Genomic DNA, 19,074 nt, shown 5'->3' on the forward strand with positions numbered 1-19,074 from the left:
GCAGGGAGAGATCCCCCGAAATGTTCAGCCGGTCTGGTCAACCGAAGCAGGGCATCGCCGGCAGATTGGCGCGGCTTGCGAGCGCTCCGATCATCTTGCCCACCGGCGTCGGGCGCGGTTCGCGTTTGCCGGCGGCCGTCTCCAGGAGTTGCTTGAAATCGTCAAGCTTCACGCCGTCGGCGCGCAATACCATGGCGATCAGGGGGTCGCGAAGGGCTTCGGATATCGTCAGGTCGTCTCTGGTCTTTCTCATGGCTTGTCCTCCTTTCGTGGGCGGTCGCCCGTGTTCCACTGTGCGCTGCCGTGTTCTCGACATTGACTTTCGCGTTTCGTGGTGTTACCGGTAAGTAACAATGCATTTGTTACCGATCGGTCACATCGATGTCAAGGACGACGTCCGCAAAAAAATCAGAAACTTCGAATGAAATCTCCGCCGGTCCAGAAGATCGCATCCCGCCGAGGGAGCGCATCGTCTCGACCGCATCGGAGCTTTTCCGCGAGCGCGGCATCCGTGGCATCGGCGTCGATGCCATTGCCGACGCCGCCCTGACCAACAAGATGACGCTCTACCGGCATTTCGGCTCGAAGGACGAACTCGTCTGCGAGACGCTGCGTCGCGCCTCCGAAAAGGCGGGCGCCATCTGGCGCGACCTGGAAGCGGCCTATCCCGGCAATCCGCGCGCCCAGCTCTACGCCTGGGTGGAGATGCGGGCGCAATGTCTGAACGGCGAGCCCGCCGGCTGCGATCTCGCCAATGCCGCCATCGAGCTGAAGGGTGAGGGCCATCCCGCCCATGAAATGATCGAGCGCCACAAGGCCGAGCAGCGTGATCGCCTGGCCGCGCTCTGTTCGGCGGCCGGCGCGCGCGAAGCCGAGCTGTTGGCCGATACGCTGACGTTGTTGCTCGAGGGCGCCCGCGTCAGCCGCCAGGCCATGGGCGCTGCCAGCTGCTGCGGTCATTTCGCCAAGGCCTGCAACGCGGCGATCGCTTCTTTCGCCTAAACCGGTCTTTCGGGAACCTTACCGCTTCCACGCCGTTTTTCCATCACCGGAGGACAAGTGGAGACCGGGAGATGAACTACGTCTATCTCAAGCGCCTGTATGACAAACGCGCCGAGCTCGAAGCCAAGCTTGAGCTTCACGATGCGCGCTATTGTTTTGGCGAAGAAGAGGTCGATGACGGCACCGACAGCGATCTGCGTCAGCGGCTGAGCGAAATTTCCGACGAAATCGACGCGCTGGAAAGCAGGCCGGGACGCTAATCCCCGGCGCTGAGGATTTCCATCGTCCGTTCGTCGAATTTCCCCTGATAGAAACGCTCGATCGCCCGGTGGAAGGGCGAGCTATGGTCGCTGATCGCGGCAAACAAGGTCATCGATGAACGCAGCTTGAGGTCGTCGGGCGAGCCCAGGATCTCATGCGCGGATCGGCCGTCGACCGACAGGATCGCCTCGACGCAGCGCAACAGCCGGCTGGAGAGAATGGGATCGGCGAGATAGGCGGCGGCTTCCTCGGCCGAGCGGATGGCATATTTTTCTGCCATCGGCGAGGTGCCGAGACCTGATATCTGCGGGAAGATGAACCACATCCAGTGGGAGGTCTTGCGCCCGGCTTTCAGCTCGGAAAGCGCCCGTTCATAGACACCGTTCTGAGCGTCGACGAAGCGGTGAAGATTGTAGTCGATACCACCGGCCATGGTCCTTGTCCCTTTCCGCTGTCGGTGCAGCCTGGGCCAAGGTCTCATGCCCGGCGAGGTCGTTTTGCCCGGGCAGAACCAGTTCGCCCGGGAGAACTGCGCTCGCCCTCAGCAGACCCTTTCAGCGTAAGGGCTGCTGTCACGGCAATGGCCGTAAGGCGGATGGTGCGGCCCGTTGTCGCCTGATGGGGCGGCAATGGCCGATGTCGTCACCGGATCCGTCTGATTGGAAGAATATGCGGCGAAACCGACAAAGCTCAAGAGAGCCAGTGCTGCGACCACGACAACACGCTCGAAGCCTGAAAGTTTCTGGGCGCTGACATGTTCGGCATAGTCGCGTTCGCCCGAGCCGGCGGTTTCATCCTCTTTCACATGATGGGTCACCATATCGTGGCGACGGGTCAAAGTTTCACAATCTGTCATTTCAATTACTCCTGCAACGCATGCGATGCCGGTCTCTCAAGAATAAACTCTCAACCCTCATGGCGAACCGACTCCCGCATGCGTGCAGCATGTGTGTCTTTAATCGCGGCAATTGAAGGGGCGATATGCAAACTCAGTGTTCAAAAAATCGTCCTAATAAATGCAAAATATCGTGAAGCTCTGGCTCGCCGGAATGATCCGGGATAATGCGAGAGCATCATCTTTCGTCTGGATCGCGTCCCATGAGCAAATCCTTCGGTGCGATGTCGGTCGCCCAGCTTTCCGTCCTCATTCAAGGCGCCGCCGTCGATCCGGTCGACGTGGCCGAGGCGGTCTTCGAATCCATCGCCAATTACGCCGATAAGGCTGTTTTCACCGTGCTGACCGAAAGCCGGGCAATGGAGGAGGCGCGTGCCTCCTCGAAACGGTTGCGGGAAGGGCGCTCGCTCGGATTGCTGGACGGCATTCCGATCACCTGGAAGGATCTTTTCGACATCGAGGGCCTGGCGACGACGGCGGGTTCCGTCGTGCTGGCCGGGGATGCGCCGGCCGAGCGCGATGCGGCCGTCGTCGATCTTCTCCGGCAGGCCGGCATGGTCGCCGTCGGCCGCACCAATATGAGCGAATTCGCCTTTTCCGGCCTCGGCATCAATCCGCATTACGGCACGCCGGTCAATCCGCGCGGCACGGATCTGCCGCGCATTCCGGGCGGCTCGTCCTCCGGCGCCGGTGCCGCCGTCGCAGCCGGTCTGGTGCCGGTCGCGATGGGCACCGATACCGGCGGCTCGGTGCGTATTCCCGCCGCCTTCAACGGCATTGTCGGCTACAAGGCAACCCGCGGCCGTCATGCGATGGAAGGCGTCTATCCGCTGGCAAAGAGCCTGGATTCGCTGGGGCCGCTCTGCCGCAGTGTCCGCGACGCGGTCTGGATCGATGCGGCGATGCGCGGCCGCACCGCGCCCGACGTCGTCGAGCGTCGCCTGCAGGGGCTGGAATTGCTGGTGCCTGAAAATATCGTCTTCGACGCGGCCGAACCCGGTGTCGTCGCCGCGTTCGAGGCCGCTTTGGAACGTCTTCAGCAAGCCGGCGCCCGCGTTTCCCGCGCCGTCATTCCAGCCTTTAACGAGATTTTCGATCTGATGACGCGATATGGTCCGCTGGTGACGGCGGAGGCTTTCGCGCTTCACTACCAACGTTTGGCAGGACCGGAAGCAGGCCGCATGGACCACCGCGTCGTCATGCGCACCCGCCTCGGCGCCAAGACGACCTTGGCCGATTATCTGGCGATCCTCGAAGCGCGCAGCCGGCTGATCGCCGATGTCGAGCATCTCGTCGGCGACCGGCTGATCGCCTTTCCAACGGTTGCTCATGTCGCTCCGCCGATCGCACCGCTGGAGCAGGACGACGAGCTGTTTTTTGCGACGAACAACAAGACGCTGCGCAACACCGCGCTCGGCAATTTCCTCGACTGGTGCGGCGTTTCCATTCCCTGCGGCACCGGCCTGTCAGGCATGCCGGTCGGTGTGCTTTTATCGGCGACAGCCAATCGCGACGAGGCGCTGCTCGGGATCGCGCTTGCCGCCGAGCCGGTCATTCGCGGTGATTTCGCCTGATCGGCGATTGAACCGCCGGGCTTTTGTTGCCATTGATGGCATGAGGAGATCCTGGAGGACGGCACGTGCAGATCTTGCAGAGCGGACGTTTCGCGGTTTCGACATGGTCGCTGCATCGGCTGCTCGGCCCTGTCCATGGCTACAGCCCCGATCCTGATAAAAGTGCCGCGCCGAAAGAACCTTATGGTCCGGGCGCTGCGGCGCTGATCGACATGCCGGCGGCGCTCGCAGCCCGCGGCATCCACCGGCTGGAGGTCTGCTCCTTCCATCTGCCGAGCCTTGAGGCCGCCTATATAAGCGAATTGCGCGACGCGATGACGGTCTCGGACGTGCTGTTCCAGACGCTGCTCGTCGAGGACGGCGATCCGAGCCATCCAGAAACGGCCGAACGCGACGTCAGATGGATGGCCGAATGGATCGATATCGCCGCGGCCCTCGGAGCGCAGAAGATGCGCGTCATCGCCGGCAAGCAGAAACCGACCGAGGAAAACCTCAGCCGCTCCGCCCGTTACCTCGGCTGGCTGGGCGAACAAGCCGAAGGCAGTGGCGTGCGTGTCGTCGTCGAGAACTGGTTCGACCTCTTGCCGTCGCCCGTCGAGATGAACTGGCTGCTGGACCGACTGAACGGCAAGATCGGCCTTAACGGCGATCTCGGCAACTGGGCCGCACCGGCGAAATACGAAGGCCTTGCCGACATCATGCGCCGGGCGGAAATCTGCCATGCCAAGGCCGATTACGGCGTCGCCGGCCTTGATGCCGACGATTACCGCAAATGCCTGGAGATGTGCGAGCGGGCCGGTTACGCCGGTCCCTTCACATTGATCTACGACTCGCCGTTTTTCCCCGACGAATGGGACGGTATCCTGCTGCAAAAGGCCTTCATCGAGGATTTCCTGCGCGAGGCGCCGGCACGCCGGACGGCTTAAACCGCGAGCCTCTGCCGCTCATTCCTGGCGCGGGAATCTCTGGCTTTCCTCCAGCACGTTCAGATCCATGTGGTTGCGCATGTAGCGCTCCGAGGCTTTCTGCAGCGGCTGATGGTCCCAGGGATAATAGGCGCCGTTGCGCAGCGCCGCATAGACCACCCAGCGGCGCGCCTGGCTTTCACGCACGGCTGCGTCGAAATCGGCAAGGTTCCAGCGCCGGCGGGCCTGTTCGACAAGCCGTGCCAGGGTGTCGGCATGGGCCGGCTTTTCCGCCAGATTGTCGAGTTCCTGTGGATCGGCTTCGAGGTCGAACAGCATCGGCGGATCCTTTTCGCAGAGCGAGAGCTTGTAGCGCCCGTCCCGGATGCAGACGAGCGGCGCTTCGGAGCCCTCGGCGGCATATTCCATCGGCACCGGGCTGCGGCTGCCCGTGCCTGCGGCAAGTGCTGAAAGATCCTCACCCTCGGTCCATGGTTTCAACGAGGCGATGTCGATCCCGGCAAGGGCAGCCAGCGTCGGCGTCACGTCGAGCGTGGAGACGGGCTGATCGATGCGCTGCGGCTTCCAGCCGGGTGCCGCGATCATCAGCGGAACACGCGCCGATCCCTCGAAGAAGTTCATCTTGAACCAGAGGCCACGATCGCCGAGCATGTCGCCATGGTCGGACACGAAGAGGATGATGGTGTTGTCGGCCATGCGGGTGCGTTCCAGCACGCCGAGAATGTCGCCGATCTTGTCGTCGACATAGGAGATATTGGCGAAGTAGCCCCGCCTTGCCCGCCGGATCTCTTCCGGGCTGATGTCGAAAGCATCGTGGTCGCAGGCTTTCATCAGCCGCTGCGAATGCGGGTCCTGCTGCTCGAAGGCGATCGGCGCCACTGCCGGGTCAAGCGCCGGGCAGTCTTCATAGAGGTCCCAGAATTTGCGGCGTGCGACATAGGGGTCGTGCGGATGGGTGAAGCTGACGGTCAGGCACCAGGGGCGTCCGTCATGGCCGCGTGAGAGGTCGAACAGCTTGCGGCTGGCGTGGTAGGCGACCTCGTCGTCATATTCCATCTGGTTGGTGATCTCGGCGACGCCGGCGCCGGTCACTGAACCCAAATTGTGATACCACCAGTCGATGCGCTCACCGGGTTTGGTATAGTCGGGCGTCCAGCCGAAATCGGCCGGATAGATATCCGTCGTCAGCCGCTCCTCGAAACCATGCAACTGGTCGGGGCCGACGAAATGCATCTTGCCCGATAGCGCCGTCTGATATCCGCTGGCGCGCAGATGATGCGCATAGGTCGGAATGTCGGAGGCAAATTCCGCGGCATTGTCGTAGACGCGCGTCCGGCTCGGCAATTGCCCGGACATGAAGGAGGCCCGCGCCGGCGCGCAGAGCGGGCTTGCCGTATAGGTGTTGGCGAAGCGCACGGAACGCTCCGCCAATGATTTCAGATGCGGCGCATGCAGGAAGTCGGCAGGCCCATCGGGAAAGAGGGTCCCGTTCAACTGATCGACCATCAGGATGAGAATATTCGGGCGCGTCATGTCGTTCCTCTATGCTATTTGCAGATTTTATTGAAGCGCCTATTATCGCGCCTGTAAAGCTGGCTTTTTTCGATGGGTCATCAAAGGATTTTTTATGCCAGAGCACCCGCTTGAGCTTGGCTGGATGCGCGTCTTCGTCGAGGTGGCAAGACTCGGGAGCTTTTCGTCGGCAGCAGTGCTGCTCGGGCTTACCCAGCCGGCCGTCAGCTATCAGATCCGCCGGCTGGAGGAGCAGTTCGGCGTCAGCCTGCTGCGCCGCCAGCATCGCGGCGTGACGCTGACGGCTGAAGGCGAGCGGCTTCTCGACGTCGCCGCCAAGGCGGTCGGCGACATCGATGCGCTCGCCCGCAGTTTCCGTGCCGAAGCCCAAAGACCCGTCGTCAGGTTGAGAACCGACTATGCCTTTTCATCGCTCTGGCTGATCCCGCGCATGGACGGTTTCCGTCTTCTTCACCCGGAAACGGACATCCAGATCGTCGCGACGCAGCGATTTTCAGCCGGCTTTCGCGACGAGGCGGATGTCGCGGTCGTTTTCGGCACGCGGGCGGAATTCGGCGCCATCGGCACGCTTCTGCTGCCGGAAAAGGTCATGCCGGTCTGCACGCAGGGATTTCTCGACCGCAACGGCCCATTCGACGATCCGAGGCAGCTTGCCAGGGCAGTGCTGATCCATCTCGATACGCCGATGCCATCGCCCTGGTTCGACTGGCGCAGCTATTTGACCGAATTCTCCGTCCTGCGCGACATCAATGCCGGCCGCGGCGATATCAGCTTCAATACCTATTCGCTGGTCGTTCAGGCGGCGCTGAGCGGGCAGGGCGTGGCGATCGGCTGGATGGGGCTCGTCGATACGCTGCTCTCCGCTCGCATGCTGGTCGACGCCGGCCCGCCGCTCGAGGCGCAGGAGCGCGGATACTGGCTGGTGCCGCCGCGATCTCCAAGCGCTCATAGCGAAGGGCTCGGTGCCTGGCTATTGGACGAGGTGAAGCGGAGCAGTTAGCAACGGCTGCATTTCCCTCCGCGGGAGCCTTGTCATCGGCGACGCCGACCGACATTGTGGGAGCGAATCCATAGCGAAAGTGACGCAAGCATGCGAACGATCGGATATATCATCGGACTGCTTATGACCCTCCTCGGGCTGATCTGGATCGGACAGGGAAGCGGCTATTTTCCCTATCCGGCCTCGAGCTTCATGATCGCCCAAACGATCTGGGTCCTGTGGGGTGCTATTCTCGCCGCAGCCGGCATTGCCGTCATGATCATCGTCTCGCGGCTGCGCCGGAGAGTGTGAGCCGCCGCTGGGAGGCTTACGAGTTGAGGAGAAGGGCATGGCTGCAGCTGACATCGACGGCTTTGCGAACCGGATCAGGGGCAGCCGGGGTGGGATGATCTCCGCCTGGGTCGGCATTCCCGACGCCATGCTCGTCAACCACCTGGCGCAGGAGGCCTTCGACGCCGTCGTGCTGGATATGCAGCACGGCATGTGGGACATGCCGTCGGCGGCCAATGGCATCGCGCAGGTGCGTGTTGCCGGCAAGCCGGCCCTGGCGCGCATCCCGGTCGGCGATTTCGCCTCCGCCTCGCGCCTGCTCGATGCCGGCGCCTCCGGCATCATCGCGCCGATGATCAATTCGCCCGACGATGCGAGAGCCCTGGTCCGGACGACGAAATATCCGCCCGTCGGCGAGCGTAGCTGGGGGCCGTCATTGGCGCTGAACCATACCGGCCTGTCGGGCGACGATTATTTGAAGAACGCCAACGCGCTCACCGTCGCCATCGCCATGATCGAGACCCGCGCCGCGCTCGATGCGATCGACGGCATTCTCGGCGTGACCGGCATCGACGGCATTTTCATCGGCCCTTCCGACCTTTCGATCGCGCTGTCGAATGGCGATCAGGTGGCGCCGAACGCTGCCGAAATCGACAGCGCCATGCAGCATGCCGTCGAGCGCTGCCGCGCCCACGGCAAGTTCGCCTGCGCCTTTGCCGCCGATGGCGAGCGGGCCGGTGAACTCCTGAAATTCGGCTTCGACCTGGTCATCGCCGGCGCCGAGACTACACAACTGCGCTCCGGCGCCCGCCGCGCCATCAACGCCGCCCGCAGGATCGCTTCGGGCAGTTGATTGCGGTGGCGCTACCTCATTCGTTAAGGAGCTGTGATCAGCGGGCCGGCTTCACCGCCAGCCAGATGACATGGCGGGCGCCGCCGCGTTTGCCGTTGGCGCGGGTGTTGACGGCATCGACGGAAAAGCCGCTATCCCTAAGGCGTCGGGTGAAATCGGGGTCCGGACCGGATGACCAGACGGCGAGCACGCCGCCGGGGCGAAGCGCGTCGCGGGCGGCGCGCAGGCCGGCGAAATCATAGAGCCGGTCGTTGGATTTGCGGGTCAGCCCGTCCGGGCCATTGTCGACATCGAGCAGGATCGCATCATAGGCGCCCTTGCCGGCGCGGATCGCTTCGCCGACATCCCCCTGATGGATGGCGACGCGGGGATCGTCGAGACAGCCCTTGAAGACCTCGGCCATCGGCCCGCGCGCCCAGGTGACGACGGCCGGCACCAGTTCGGCGACGGTGACGCCGGCATCCTCTGGAAGGATAGCGAGAGCGGCGCGCAGGGTAAAACCCATGCCGAGCCCGCCGATCAGCACCTTCGGCTTCGGATGCGACTTGATCCGTTCCCAGGACAGCGTCGCCAGCGCTTCCTCCGAACCGCTGAGGCGGCTGTTCATCAGCTCGTTGGCGCCGAGCATGATCGAGAACTCGCTGCCGCGCTGCTTCAGCCTGAGTTCGCCGCCTTCGCCGGGAATGGTCGCGGAATCGAGCTGGATCCAGGGCAGCATGACGGTTTCGCCTCACGTGAAAGAACCGTCCCCTAGCATAGGGCGATGAGCGGGGCCAGTAAGCAGGCGGAGACCGTTTGAAAACCGGGCGGTGGTTTGAACAGCAGCGAATTTGGGCTGGAGGCTGTCGGTGTCGGGGTTCCTCGAACGTCCTTTGTTAGACGAGGCGGCACCTCGTATTTTGCAACGACACCTTGGAGATTGGAAACATGGCGCTCAAGCGGATGGACAATGTCGGCATCGTCGTCGAAGACCTTGGACGGGCGATTGATTTCTTTGGCGAACTCGGCCTTACGCTCGAAGGTCGGGCCATGATCGAGGGAGGATGGGCCGGACGGATCACCGGACTGGGCGATCAGCGTGTCGAGATCGCCATGATGCGCACACCTGATGGCCACAGCCGGCTCGAACTCTCCCGCTTTCTCATGCCTGATGTCATCGCAGATCACCGCAACGCTCCGGTCAACGCGCTCGGCTATCTCCGCGTCATGTTTACCGTCGACGACATCGACGAGACGCTTGAGAGGCTCCGCGCGCGCGGCGCGCAGCTCGTAGGCGAGGTCGTCCATTATGGAGACACCTATCGGCTCTGCTACATAAGAGGGCCAGAAGGGCTTCTCCTCGGGCTTGCCCAGGAACTCAGCTGAGGCGCAATCAAACGGATGCTCAGATCATCCGCATGAAATGACCCGGCTCTACTTCGACGATGTCGTCCTGGGCCGCGGCCGAACGGCGGCGGATATCCTCGACCTCGTCGGGCCGGAGACGGGCCTTTGGATCCTCGAAGCGGACGTCAGGATCGGGCACGGCGGAAAGCAGCAGCTTTGTATAGGGATGCTGCGGATTGTCGATTACCCGGGCGGTACTGCCCCATTCGACGATCTGGCCGGCATACATCACGGCGATGTCCTCGGCGACGTAGCGGGCGGTGGCGATATCATGGGTAATGTAGAGCAGGCCGAGATTCATCTCCTGCTTCATCTCGTTCAGAAGGTTCAGCACGCCGAGGCGCACCGAGACGTCGAGCATCGAGGTCGGCTCGTCCGCCACGATCACTTCCGGCCGGACGGCAAGGGCGCGGGCGATGTTGACGCGCTGGCGCTGGCCGCCGGAGAGCTCATGCGGATATTTCGGCGCGACGAGATCGGGATCGAGCCTGACGCGCTGCAGCAGTTCGCGCACCGTGGATTCAATATCAGCCCCCTTAATATCGGGGCGATGCAGCTTCAGCGGCCGCCGGAGGTGGTGGGCGATGGTGTGGGCAGGGTTCAGCGAGGCGAAAGGATCCTGGAAGATCATCTGCACCGATCGGCGATAGCGGGCGATCTCATCCGCCTTGGCGTCTTCGACGGGGAGGCCCTTGTAGAGGATCTGCCCGGATGTCGGCTGATACTCGCGCATCGCCATGCGGGCGCAGGTGGTCTTGCCGCTGCCGGATTCACCGACGAGGGCCAGCGCCCGGCCGGCCTGCAGGGAGAAGGAGATGGCGCGGGCAGCATGCACGGCGGACGTGCCGTAGCCGAAGGTCTTCGTCACCTTGTCGAGGGTAAGAATGGTTTCGCTCATGACAGCACGCCTCCATGCAGCGAGGGGAAGGAGGCCCAGAGCTTTTTCGTGTAGTCATGCTGCGGCGTCTTGTAGATCGCTTCGGCGGTGTTCTGCTCGACGAGCCTGCCTGCGAGCATGATGCCGATGCGGTCGCAGAACTGCACCATCAGCCCGAGATCATGGGTGATGAACAGCACCGAGAAGCCGAAGCTGCGGCGCAGCTCGTTGATGCGCTGCAGGATCTCGCGCTGGACGACGACATCGAGCGCCGTCGTCGGCTCGTCCATGACGACCAGTTTCGGGTCGAGCGCCATGCAGATGGCGATGACGATGCGCTGGCGCATGCCGCCGGAAAACTGGTGCGGATAGTCACGCATGCGGTCCGGCGCGATGTCGACGAGCCTCAGCATTTCGGCGGTGCGTTCACGGGCTTGCGCGCGGCTCATGCCCTTGTGGGTGCGCAGCATGTCATAAAATTGCCTCTCGATGCGCAGCACCGGGTTCAGCGAATTCATGGCGCTCTGAAAGACCATGGCGACCTCGCGCCAGCGGAAGGCGCTCAGCGCCTGCCGGTCGAGGCCGAGCACGTCAAGGCCGTCGAGCAGGATGCGGCTCTCCTTGCGGATCAGCGCCGGCGGCTTGTGCAGGCGGCTGATGGCGAAGGCGATGGTGCTCTTGCCGCAGCCGGATTCGCCGGCAAGGCCAAAGACCTCGCCGGGGGCGACATCGAAGCTGACGTCGTCGACGGCACGGAAATCCTTTTCCTCGCCGATATAGTCGATAGTGAGATTTCTCACCGAGAGCAGCGGCTGCGTCACAGGCGGCCCTCCCCTGAGCGAACGAGCAGGGACCAGCGCTTCAGATGATTGCCGGTGCGCAGTCGCGGATTGGCGATCTCGTCGACGGCGAAGTTCAGGAGCGACATGCCGATGCCGAGGAAGGCGAGCGCGAAGCAGGGGGTGAGGATATCCCACCAGGCGCCGACCGAAAGGGCCGAGGCCTTCTGAGCATTGTAAAGCATGGTGCCCCAGGAGATCGCTTTGGGATCGCCGAGGCCGAGAAACTCAAGCGTCGCTTCGGTGATGATCGCGAAGATGACGCTGCCGATGAAATTGATGCCGACGATTGAAATCACGTTGGGGAAGATCTCGAATGTCATGATGCGCCATTGCGGCTCGCCCATCATCTCGGCGGATTTGACGAAATCCTTGTGTTTGACGGAGAGCGTTTCGGCGCGGGTGACACGGGCGCCCCAGGCCCAGGAGGTGGCGCCGAGGATGAGCGCGATGACTACGGGGCTTGCCTGGCCGATGAAGGCGGCAAGCACCAAGAGCAGCGGCAGATTGGGAACGACGAGCACCATGTTGGTGAAGAAGCTGATGACCTCGTCGGTCCTGCCGCCGCGATAGCCGGAGATGATGCCGAGCGCGGTGCCGGCGAGGGTAATCAGCAGGCCGGCGCCGAAACCGACGGCAAGCGAGGTGCGGGCGCCGTAGATCAGCCGGGCGAAGACATCCTGGCCGATGCGGGTGGTGCCGAGAATATGGTCGAGCGACGGCGGCTGGTGCGGCCGCCCGGTGCGGGCGGCGGGGTCGTATTGCGTCAGCAGTGGTGCGGCGATCGCGACGATGATGATGAAAGCGATGATGACGAGGCCGGTGAGTGCCTTGCGGTTTCGCAGCAGAGTTTTCATCTCACGCTCCCTTCAGCCGCGGGTCGAGCAGGATATAACTGACGTCGACGATGAAATTGGCGATCAGCATGGTCGCGGTCATGATCAGCAGCTGGCCCTGGATGACCGGGTAATCGCGGGCGAGGATCGCCTGGTAAAGAATATTGCCGAGGCCGGGATAGTTGTAGACGACCTCCGTCACCAGCGAGCCGCCGAGGATGGTGCCGATGGCGATGGCAAGGCTGGAGACTGTCGGCAGAAGGGCGTTGCGCGCCGCATACCAGAGCATCACATGTCGGTCGGACAGGCCCTTGGCGCGGGCCATGACGATATAGTCCTCGCCGAGCAGGTTGATCATGTTGTTGCGCATGGTGACGGTGAAGCCGCCGATCAGCACGGTGCAGAGTGTGACCATCGGCAGGATGCCGTGATAGGCGACACTGCCGAGATAGTGCAGGCTGAAGGCCGGATCGAGCGCGGGGTCGGCGGCATAGCCGTTCGGAAACCAGCCGAGCGTGAAGCCGAAGATGAAGAGCACGATCAGCGACGTGACGACTGCTGGCACCGAGGTGGCAAAGATCGCGCCGACGGAGATGATCACATCGAACCGGCTGCCGCGACGCCAGGCGGCGAGGATGCCGAGGAAGGTGCCGAGCGCGAAGCTGACGATCGTCGCCGTTCCCATCAGCGCGACGGTCCAGACGAGGGCATGGCCGAGCACCGAGGTGACCGGCAGCGGGAAATATTTGATCGAGCGGCCGAGATCGCCGGTGAAGATGCTGCCGAGATAGGTGAGATATTGCTGCCAGAGCGGGCCGTCGACGAAGCCGAAGGTCAGCTTCAGCGCCTGCAGGCTTTCCGGCGGCAATTCGGTGCCGGCGCTCGAAAACATGATCTGCACCGGATCGCCCGGCATCAGACGCGGCAGGAAGAAATTGATCGTCGCTGCCGCGATGAAGGCTGCCATGTAGAAGACGAGGCGGCGAAGCAGGAAAGCCATGGGAACTCCGTCGTGACGGGAGCGGCGCTTCCGGATGAGGATGATCTCATCCGAAACCGCTGACGCTTTTCGGCATCAGGCTCTGACGCCGCTCCCGGGAAGATAACGCTTACTTGACCGGCTCGAGCGCGAGCAGGTTCAAGAGGCGTGCCGGATTGGTCCGCGAGATCGACGGATTGACGAAGGGATTTTCCTTGGTCGACCAGCCGGTGAAACGCTTGGTGTTGTACTGATACCAGTTCGGATTGTTGAACACCGGGATCATGGGCATGTTTTCGGCGACGATGCGCTGCGCCTTGTTCATCGCGTCCTTCTGCTTGGCGAGATCGGCGGTCTGGGTGAACTCGGTGACGAGCTTCTCGACATCGGGGTTGAACCAGCGCTGCGCGGTGAAGCGGGTCTTGCCTTTGTCCGAGGCGCTGAAGGCGCGCTTATAGGGATAATAGGGTGAGGCCGAGGCCGGCAGGCTGTTGATCGCCGCATCGAAGCTGCCGTTGATCAGGTTACCGGTCCAGACCGCTTCTTCAGGCGTTTCGATCTTGGCGTCGATACCGACCGCCTGCATGCCTTCGACGGCGATGTTGACGGTGTCGACCCAGTCCGTCCAGGAGTTCGGGACGATGATCGAGAAGGCGATCTTGCTGCCGTCGGGATTGTCGCGGAAGCCGTCGCCGTCCTTGTCCTTATAGCCGGCCTCGTCGAGCAGCGCCTTCGCGGCGCCGGCGTCATAGGTCGCGAACTTGCCGAAGTCGGCTTTGATGGAAGGGTCCGCCCAGCTCTTATAGAGCTCGCCCATCAGGCCGGGGTCTTCGTTCAGCGTCGGATAGCCGTAGCCGGCGACGTCGATCATCGTCTTGCGGTCGAGCGCCATGCCGACGGCGCGGCGGAATTTCAGGTCGTTGAAGGCCTTCTTGTTGTTCTCGTTTGCTGTTTCCAGGTTGAACAGGAAGGCGACCATGCTGCTTGGCGAATACCAATAGTGGAAATGCGCCGGATCCTTGGAGACATAGACATTGTCGATATCGGGAATGAAGGAGACACCCCAGTCGAGTGTGCCGTCCGCGGTTGCCGTCAGGATCTGGTTGTTGTCGGCAAGCTGCGGAAAGCGCATGCAATCGACCTTCAGATGCGCATTGTCCCAGTAGTTCGGGTTGCGGCACTGGTCGTAGGTCTGGCCGGTGAAACGCGGCACCTCGGTCAGCGGGCCGCTGCCGACCGGGGTCTCGTTGGCGAAGGTGACGGGATCGGCGATGTCTTTCCAGACATGTTCGGGAACGATCGGCAGCTGCGAGATCTGCTCGGCGGCAAGCGAGCTCGGATTGGCGAGCGTGAAGCGCACGGTCTGGGCATCGACGGCCTGCACATCGGTGACGAAGGTCCAGATGCTGACGAAGTCGAGCGCCGGGAATTTCTTCAGGTAATCATAGGTGAACTTGACGTCGGTAGAGGTCAGCGGCTTGCCGTCAGACCATTTGAGGTTCGGACGCAGCTTGAATTCGATACTCTTCAGGTCGTCGGAGAGCTTGAAGCTTTCGGCCAGGCGATAGACCGGCTTGTTGCTGTCGAAACGGTTGAAAATAACAAGCGGCTCATAGATGAAATCGAGCGTCGACTGGCGCGCCGAGGTCTGGTTGAACGGGTTGAAGTTGCGTACCCAGGTGGTCGCCGGCTCGATATTCGCGGTCAGGACCGTCTGCGCCATGGCGGAGCCCGAAAGCAGTGTCAGGGCAGCGGCTGCTAGAAGATATTTTTTCATGTTCTATTCCCCTTTTTCTTATGCGGTGAGAGATGCACGCCGGTCAGGAGGCCGAGGCGCTGGCAAACATGTCTTCGACTTGGCGGTGGGCGGCGCGGACGTCGACCCTGAGATTGCCGAGGCGGGCCTGGCCGGCGGCAATGCGCTTCAGCGCCGCCTCCGTCAGCGGCCGGGCGGCCCTGGCGGCGGCTTCGCTTTCCCTGACGTCGCCGTGGCTGTGGAGGACGATGTCGAAGCCGGCGTCGAGCACCTGTTCGACGCGTTCCGGCAACGTTCCGGCGAGCGATTCCATGAAGATGCAGTCGGAGATCAGCACCCCGTCATAGCCGAGATCGTTACGGATCACGTCGTGCATGACGGGAGAGACGGAGGCCGGCAGCGCCCTATCGTAGGCGGAATAGACGACGTGGGCGACCATGGCCCAGGGCGTATCCCTCAGGGCGACGAAGGGCTTTAAATCGGTGGCGGTGAGCGTTTCGCGGCTGGCATCGACCACCGGGCGCTCCTTGTGGGAATCGAGCGTGGCGCGGCCATGGCCGGGAATATGCTTCATCACGGGCATGTTGCCGGTCTCAAGCAGGCCGTCGACCACCTCGCGGCCGAGGGCGGCGATGACATCGGGATCGGAGCCGAAGGAGCGGGCGCCGATGACCGCGCTCGTCGTCTCGAAGACGAGGTCGAGAACGGGCGAGCAGCCGCTCGAAAGGCCGAGTTCCGTCATCATCGCGCCCATGGCCTGGGAGGAAAGGCGCAATGCTCTTTTGCCGAGCTCGAAATCGCGGCGCGCCAGTTCGGCGAACTGCCCGAAGCTGCGGAAGAGCGGCCAGGGGCCGGCATCGAGGTGCTGGACGCGCCCGCCCTCCTGGTCGGTGAAGACGGGGGCGTCGTCGCGGCCGACGGCTTCGCGAAAGCGCTCGATCAGCCGTTTCGTCTGCTCCGGCTCGCGCTGATTGCGCCGGCCGACGAAGAGGCCGAGCGGATTGGTCTCACGGAAGAGGGCGAATTCATCATCCGAAATCACGGGATTGGGAAGGCCGACGAAAAGGGCGAGCGGGGTCGAGGACAATTTTGGTGCTCCGGGATCAGATGGTCATGTCGGCATGCTTCTCAGCATGCCTTCGTAGATGCCCTTGTCGGGGGCGGGGATGGTGATTGCGCCTGCGGTCTTGGCGTAGAAATCGACCGGGCCGGCATCGCCGATAAAGGCATAGGCATGGCCAAGCGTCTTCATGCTCTGAAGGCAGGCGGAAAACAGCGCGAGCCCGATACCCTTGCCGCGGGCTTCAGGATCGACTCCGGTCGGGCCGAAGAAGCCGCGCGCCGTCGTGTCGTAGCAGGCAAAGCCGAGCAGCTCACGGTCTTCGATGGCGATCAGGCAGGCGACGGGCTGGCGGGAGAAGGCGACCGAGACCTCGCTTGCCCAATTCTCGCTGAACCGTTCGCGAACCCAGTTGACGACGAGATGCAGTTCCGGGGGGAGGGCCGGGCGAATGGAGGTGCCGACATGATCGGCTTTCCGTTGCAGGTCGGCGAGCTCTGTCGAGTATAGACTCACAAGCAGGTCTGGCACCCCGTCCTCCTCCCGATATTCCTTTATTGCGGAATATATCCCCTTTTAATGGCATAGATTTGGCCATGCGACCGGGCTTGTCAACAGGGATTCTGAAATGAGCCGCAGAGCCGGCCCTCGCGACGGCCGGGTTCCAATGCGGGTGGGTCCAAAATGCAAAAACGGCCCGGGAAGCCCGAGCCGTTTTGATTGAAGGCGTGCGTCGACGCGAAGCGCTTATCCCGCCGCTTTCCAAAGCGCATGAAAATGCTGCACCGGGCCGTGGCCGGAGCCGACGGTGAGGCTGCCGGCAGCCGCAACCGCGCCGGCGAGATAATCCTTGGCGATGGCGACCGCCTCTTCAGCCGAGGCGCCCTTGGCAAGCTCGGCCGCCAGCGCGCTCGACAGCGTGCAGCCGGTGCCGTGGGTGTTCTTGGTCGGCACGCGTCGGGCTTCGAACCAGTGCAGGCCATCGGCCGCGGCAAGCACGTCAGGGCTTTCCTCGCTGTCGAGATGACCGCCCTTGACCAGCACGGCGGCCGGGCCGAGTGCGCGCAGCTGCTCGGCCTGCGCCGCCATCTCGGCGCGGTTTGTCGCGACCGGCTGGTGCAGCAGGGCGGCGGCCTCAGGCAGGTTCGGGGTCAGCAGCGTGGCGAGCGGCAGCAGCCGGCGGGTAAGCACATCGACGGCTTCGGGCGCCAGCAGGGCGGCACCGCCCTTGGCGATCATCACCGGATCGATGACGATGGGGATGCTGCGCTGATCGGCGAGCGCTCCAGCAACGGCCTCGGCGATGCCCGCATTGGCGATCATGCCGATCTTGACGGCATCGACACGCACATCGGCAAAGACGGCGTTGATCTGATCGGCAACGAATGCAGGCGGCACCAGATGCACGCCAGTGACCCCTTGCGTGTTCTGCGCCGTCAGCGCGGTCAGCACCGCCATGCCGTAGACGCCGCGGGCGGAAAAGGCCTTGAGATCGGCCTGGATGCCGGCGCCGCCTGAGGGATCGGAGCCGGCGATGGAGAGGACGTTGCGGATCATGCGCGGGCCTTTCGGATTTCTGCGGCGATGCGGCGCGTCGCCGCTTCCGGGTCAGGCGTGCCGGAGATGGCGGAGACGACGGCAAGCCCGCTCGCGCCTGCGGCAAAGACGTCGGCCACATGCTCCGCCTTGAGTCCGCCGATAGCAACCGAGGGCACCGGCGAAGCCGCCACCAGAATGGCAAGACCGTCAAAGCCGATCGGCTGCTTGTGGTTGGCCTTGGTCGGGGTCGCAAACACCGGGCCGACGCCGGTATAGTCGACGACATCGGGATCGACGGCAGCGGCAAGCGCTGCGGTTTCGACCGACAGGCCGAGGATCATCCCGGGACCGATCATCGCCCGCGCGCTCACCGCATCCATGTCCTCCTGGCCGATATGCAGACCGTCGGCGCCGATGGCGATGGCCGCCTCGACGTCGTCGTTGACGATGAGGCGGGCGCCGGTGCCAACAAGCACCTGTTTCAAGGCTCGTCCGGTCTCGATCATTCCGGCCGTGCCGGCATGTTTGTCGCGCAGTTGCACCATCGTCGCGCCGCCCGCAACGGCAAGCCGCGCCGTCTCGACCATGCCGATCCCGGCGCAGAGATCGGGATCGAGGACGAGATAGAGCGAAAGGTCGAAACTCTTCATGCCGCCGATATCCTTGCCCGGGCATCGAGCGTTTCGGCATCGAGCGCGTTCAACGCGTCGAGGAAGCGCCATGCGAAGGAGCCGGGACCGGCCGCACCGAGCGCTGCCTCCTCGCCGGCGATGGCGAAGGTTGCGAGGGCGGCGACCGTCGCCCCGAACAGATCCTCGGGCACCGCGGCGGCAAAGGCGCCGACGAGGCAGGTGAGCGAGCAGCCGAGGGCAGTGACCTGCGGCATCAAGGTCGATCCGCCTGTTATGCGCACTGCCCGCTCGCCGTCGGTGACGAAATCGACGGCACCGGTGACGGCGACGATCGCCTGCTGCCGCTCGGCCAGCCATCGCGCCGAACCCTCGGCCTGCTCGACCGGATCGCGGCTATCGACGCCCTGGCCGCGGCTCTCGCCGCCGGCAAGCGCGATGATCTCGGAAGCGTTGCCGCGGATGATCGTGGGCTTGAGCGCCAGCAGACCGGCGACCGCGTCGCGGCGAAAGGCCGTGGCATAATGGGCGACCGGATCGAGCACCCAGGGTTTGCCGGCCGAGGTCGCCGCCTTCGCCGCCGCCTGCATGCCGTCGATCCATTGCGTCGACAGCGTGCCGATATTGACGGTCAGCGCGCTCGCGATGCCGGCGAACTCACCGGCTTCCTCAGCCGCATGCACCATGGCCGGCGAGGCGCCCGCGGCCAAGAGAACATTGGCGGCGATGTTCATGGCGACATAATTGGTGATGCACTGAACGAGCGGCGGCTTTTCGCGCATCGCCTTCAGCATGGCTCCTGGTGTGGTCCTGGTCTGCATGTGGCCCCTTTCAGGCGGGGGGCGGGCACGGGGCAATT

General features: G+C 63.5%; 23 protein-coding genes. 8 read left to right on the forward strand and 15 right to left on the reverse strand.

Translation table 11 applies throughout. The features are described 5' to 3' along the window. Positions 1–37 precede the first annotated feature (37 nt). A complete protein-coding gene (locus RHEC894_RS27765) occupies positions 38–253 on the reverse strand; it encodes a hypothetical protein (RefSeq protein WP_085739925.1) in 216 nt (71 codons plus the stop codon). Between the two features lie 128 nt (positions 254–381). On the opposite strand from RHEC894_RS27765, the gene RHEC894_RS27770 reads away from it, so the two are divergent. Together RHEC894_RS27770 and RHEC894_RS27775 are read left to right on the forward strand one after the other, a co-directional pair. Further along, a complete protein-coding gene (locus tag RHEC894_RS27770; RefSeq protein ID WP_085739926.1) occupies positions 382–1,002 on the forward strand; it encodes a TetR/AcrR family transcriptional regulator in 621 nt (206 codons plus the stop codon). A gap of 71 nt (positions 1,003–1,073) precedes the next feature. Next, positions 1,074–1,262 (forward strand): hypothetical protein, encoded by a 189-nt coding sequence (locus tag RHEC894_RS27775; protein ID WP_085739927.1) that lies wholly within the window; start codon positions 1,074–1,076, stop codon positions 1,260–1,262. Here the strand turns inward: RHEC894_RS27775 and RHEC894_RS27780 are convergent. After that, positions 1,259–1,696: a DUF1810 domain-containing protein gene (locus RHEC894_RS27780; protein ID WP_085739928.1), complete on the reverse strand. Its 438-nt coding sequence runs from the start codon at positions 1,694–1,696 to the stop codon at positions 1,259–1,261. The two genes, RHEC894_RS27775 and RHEC894_RS27780, sit on opposite strands and share 4 nt — an antisense overlap. Positions 1,697–1,804: 108 nt before the next feature. Continuing rightward, entirely contained in the window at positions 1,805–2,083 is a 279-nt protein-coding gene (locus RHEC894_RS27785) for a hypothetical protein (protein WP_206427949.1), read from the reverse strand. Between the two features lie 278 nt (positions 2,084–2,361). On the opposite strand from RHEC894_RS27785, the gene RHEC894_RS27790 reads away from it, so the two are divergent. Together RHEC894_RS27790 and RHEC894_RS27795 are read left to right on the forward strand one after the other, a co-directional pair. Continuing rightward, positions 2,362–3,732 carry an amidase gene (locus RHEC894_RS27790; RefSeq protein ID WP_085739930.1) on the forward strand — a complete coding sequence of 457 codons (1,371 nt, stop codon included), beginning with the start codon at positions 2,362–2,364 and terminating at the stop codon, positions 3,730–3,732. 65 nt (positions 3,733–3,797) lie between these two features. Beyond that, positions 3,798–4,658: a TIM barrel protein gene (locus RHEC894_RS27795; protein WP_085739931.1), complete on the forward strand. Its 861-nt coding sequence runs from the start codon at positions 3,798–3,800 to the stop codon at positions 4,656–4,658. An 18-nt stretch (positions 4,659–4,676) separates the two neighbouring features. On the opposite strand, the gene betC is transcribed toward RHEC894_RS27795, so the two are convergent. Next, a complete protein-coding gene (gene betC, locus RHEC894_RS27800) occupies positions 4,677–6,191 on the reverse strand; it encodes a choline-sulfatase (RefSeq protein WP_085739932.1) in 1,515 nt (504 codons plus the stop codon). Between the two features lie 94 nt (positions 6,192–6,285). Between betC and RHEC894_RS27805 the strand changes: the two genes are divergently transcribed. The 3 genes from RHEC894_RS27805 to RHEC894_RS27815 all read left to right on the forward strand — a co-directional run bounded on the left by RHEC894_RS27805 (position 6,286) and on the right by RHEC894_RS27815 (position 8,314). Beyond that, positions 6,286–7,191 (forward strand): LysR family transcriptional regulator, encoded by a 906-nt coding sequence (locus RHEC894_RS27805; protein ID WP_085739933.1) that lies wholly within the window; start codon positions 6,286–6,288, stop codon positions 7,189–7,191. A gap of 90 nt (positions 7,192–7,281) precedes the next feature. Further along, positions 7,282–7,482, forward strand: coding sequence for a hypothetical protein (locus RHEC894_RS27810; protein ID WP_085739934.1), 201 nt, complete (start codon positions 7,282–7,284; stop codon positions 7,480–7,482). Between the two features lie 37 nt (positions 7,483–7,519). Next, the gene (locus RHEC894_RS27815; protein WP_085739935.1) at positions 7,520–8,314 is read left to right on the forward strand and encodes an aldolase/citrate lyase family protein; all 795 of its coding nucleotides are present in this window, start codon (positions 7,520–7,522) and stop codon (positions 8,312–8,314) included. Between the two features lie 37 nt (positions 8,315–8,351). Here the strand turns inward: RHEC894_RS27815 and RHEC894_RS27820 are convergent, their stop codons facing one another. After that, a complete protein-coding gene (locus RHEC894_RS27820; protein WP_085739936.1) occupies positions 8,352–9,032 on the reverse strand; it encodes a hypothetical protein in 681 nt (226 codons plus the stop codon). A gap of 209 nt (positions 9,033–9,241) precedes the next feature. Here RHEC894_RS27820 and RHEC894_RS27825 point away from each other — a divergent pair, with 209 nt between their 5' ends. Beyond that, entirely contained in the window at positions 9,242–9,679 is a 438-nt protein-coding gene (locus RHEC894_RS27825; RefSeq protein WP_085739937.1) for a VOC family protein, read from the forward strand. Positions 9,680–9,698: 19 nt separating this feature from the next. On the opposite strand, the gene RHEC894_RS27830 is transcribed toward RHEC894_RS27825, so the two are convergent. From RHEC894_RS27830 to thiM, 10 genes are all read right to left on the reverse strand, one after another. Continuing rightward, on the reverse strand, positions 9,699–10,598 hold the full coding sequence (locus RHEC894_RS27830) for an ATP-binding cassette domain-containing protein (protein ID WP_085739938.1): 900 nt from the start codon (positions 10,596–10,598) through the stop codon (positions 9,699–9,701). Continuing rightward, on the reverse strand, positions 10,595–11,398 hold the full coding sequence (locus RHEC894_RS27835) for an ABC transporter ATP-binding protein (RefSeq protein WP_085739939.1): 804 nt from the start codon (positions 11,396–11,398) through the stop codon (positions 10,595–10,597). Before RHEC894_RS27835 ends, RHEC894_RS27830 begins: the two co-directional genes overlap by 4 nt. Further along, positions 11,395–12,273, reverse strand: a complete 879-nt coding sequence (locus tag RHEC894_RS27840) for an ABC transporter permease (protein ID WP_085739940.1) — start codon at positions 12,271–12,273, stop codon at positions 11,395–11,397. Before RHEC894_RS27840 ends, RHEC894_RS27835 begins: the two co-directional genes overlap by 4 nt. Before the next feature lies 1 nt (position 12,274). Further along, positions 12,275–13,252 carry an ABC transporter permease gene (locus tag RHEC894_RS27845; RefSeq protein ID WP_085739941.1) on the reverse strand — a complete coding sequence of 326 codons (978 nt, stop codon included), beginning with the start codon at positions 13,250–13,252 and terminating at the stop codon, positions 12,275–12,277. Between the two features lie 109 nt (positions 13,253–13,361). Next, positions 13,362–15,008, reverse strand: a complete 1,647-nt coding sequence (locus tag RHEC894_RS27850) for an ABC transporter substrate-binding protein (RefSeq protein ID WP_085739942.1) — start codon at positions 15,006–15,008, stop codon at positions 13,362–13,364. A gap of 43 nt (positions 15,009–15,051) precedes the next feature. Beyond that, on the reverse strand, positions 15,052–16,074 hold the full coding sequence (locus tag RHEC894_RS27855) for a glycoside hydrolase family 3 N-terminal domain-containing protein (protein ID WP_085739943.1): 1,023 nt from the start codon (positions 16,072–16,074) through the stop codon (positions 15,052–15,054). 24 nt (positions 16,075–16,098) lie between these two features. Next, positions 16,099–16,578, reverse strand: a complete 480-nt coding sequence (locus RHEC894_RS27860; protein WP_085739944.1) for a GNAT family N-acetyltransferase — start codon at positions 16,576–16,578, stop codon at positions 16,099–16,101. Between the two features lie 216 nt (positions 16,579–16,794). Further along, a complete protein-coding gene (thiD, locus tag RHEC894_RS27865) occupies positions 16,795–17,604 on the reverse strand; it encodes a bifunctional hydroxymethylpyrimidine kinase/phosphomethylpyrimidine kinase (RefSeq protein WP_085739945.1) in 810 nt (269 codons plus the stop codon). Then, positions 17,601–18,236 carry a thiamine phosphate synthase gene (gene thiE / locus RHEC894_RS27870; RefSeq protein ID WP_085739946.1) on the reverse strand — a complete coding sequence of 212 codons (636 nt, stop codon included), beginning with the start codon at positions 18,234–18,236 and terminating at the stop codon, positions 17,601–17,603. The genes thiD and thiE overlap by 4 nt, the downstream gene beginning before the upstream one ends. Further along, positions 18,233–19,036, reverse strand: coding sequence for a hydroxyethylthiazole kinase (gene thiM, locus RHEC894_RS27875; RefSeq protein WP_085739947.1), 804 nt, complete (start codon positions 19,034–19,036; stop codon positions 18,233–18,235). The genes thiE and thiM overlap by 4 nt, the downstream gene beginning before the upstream one ends. Positions 19,037–19,074 lie beyond the last annotated feature (38 nt).

Origin of the sequence: Rhizobium sp. CIAT894, from assembly GCF_000172795.2 — a bacterium.
Classification (GTDB): Bacteria; Pseudomonadota; Alphaproteobacteria; order Rhizobiales; family Rhizobiaceae; genus Rhizobium.

Coding starts and splice junctions, on each gene's coding strand:
- betC (WP_085739932.1), bottom strand. CDS start 6,191: ATGACGCGCCCGAATATTCTCATCCTGATGGTCGATCAGTTGAACGGG.
- RHEC894_RS27775 (WP_085739927.1), top strand. CDS start 1,074: ATGAACTACGTCTATCTCAAGCGCCTGTATGACAAACGCGCCGAGCTC.
- thiE (WP_085739946.1), bottom strand. CDS start 18,236: ATGAAGAGTTTCGACCTTTCGCTCTATCTCGTCCTCGATCCCGATCTC.
- RHEC894_RS27850 (WP_085739942.1), bottom strand. CDS start 15,008: ATGAAAAAATATCTTCTAGCAGCCGCTGCCCTGACACTGCTTTCGGGC.
- RHEC894_RS27825 (WP_085739937.1), top strand. CDS start 9,242: ATGGCGCTCAAGCGGATGGACAATGTCGGCATCGTCGTCGAAGACCTT.
- RHEC894_RS27840 (WP_085739940.1), bottom strand. CDS start 12,273: ATGAAAACTCTGCTGCGAAACCGCAAGGCACTCACCGGCCTCGTCATC.
- RHEC894_RS27810 (WP_085739934.1), top strand. CDS start 7,282: ATGCGAACGATCGGATATATCATCGGACTGCTTATGACCCTCCTCGGG.
- RHEC894_RS27765 (WP_085739925.1), bottom strand. CDS start 253: ATGAGAAAGACCAGAGACGACCTGACGATATCCGAAGCCCTTCGCGAC.
- RHEC894_RS27785 (WP_206427949.1), bottom strand. CDS start 2,083: ATGGTGACCCATCATGTGAAAGAGGATGAAACCGCCGGCTCGGGCGAA.
- RHEC894_RS27815 (WP_085739935.1), top strand. CDS start 7,520: ATGGCTGCAGCTGACATCGACGGCTTTGCGAACCGGATCAGGGGCAGC.
- RHEC894_RS27770 (WP_085739926.1), top strand. CDS start 382: ATGTCAAGGACGACGTCCGCAAAAAAATCAGAAACTTCGAATGAAATC.
- RHEC894_RS27790 (WP_085739930.1), top strand. CDS start 2,362: ATGAGCAAATCCTTCGGTGCGATGTCGGTCGCCCAGCTTTCCGTCCTC.
- RHEC894_RS27820 (WP_085739936.1), bottom strand. CDS start 9,032: ATGCTGCCCTGGATCCAGCTCGATTCCGCGACCATTCCCGGCGAAGGC.
- RHEC894_RS27805 (WP_085739933.1), top strand. CDS start 6,286: ATGCCAGAGCACCCGCTTGAGCTTGGCTGGATGCGCGTCTTCGTCGAG.
- RHEC894_RS27830 (WP_085739938.1), bottom strand. CDS start 10,598: ATGAGCGAAACCATTCTTACCCTCGACAAGGTGACGAAGACCTTCGGC.
- RHEC894_RS27780 (WP_085739928.1), bottom strand. CDS start 1,696: ATGGCCGGTGGTATCGACTACAATCTTCACCGCTTCGTCGACGCTCAG.
- thiM (WP_085739947.1), bottom strand. CDS start 19,036: ATGCAGACCAGGACCACACCAGGAGCCATGCTGAAGGCGATGCGCGAA.
- RHEC894_RS27845 (WP_085739941.1), bottom strand. CDS start 13,252: ATGGCTTTCCTGCTTCGCCGCCTCGTCTTCTACATGGCAGCCTTCATC.
- thiD (WP_085739945.1), bottom strand. CDS start 17,604: ATGATCCGCAACGTCCTCTCCATCGCCGGCTCCGATCCCTCAGGCGGC.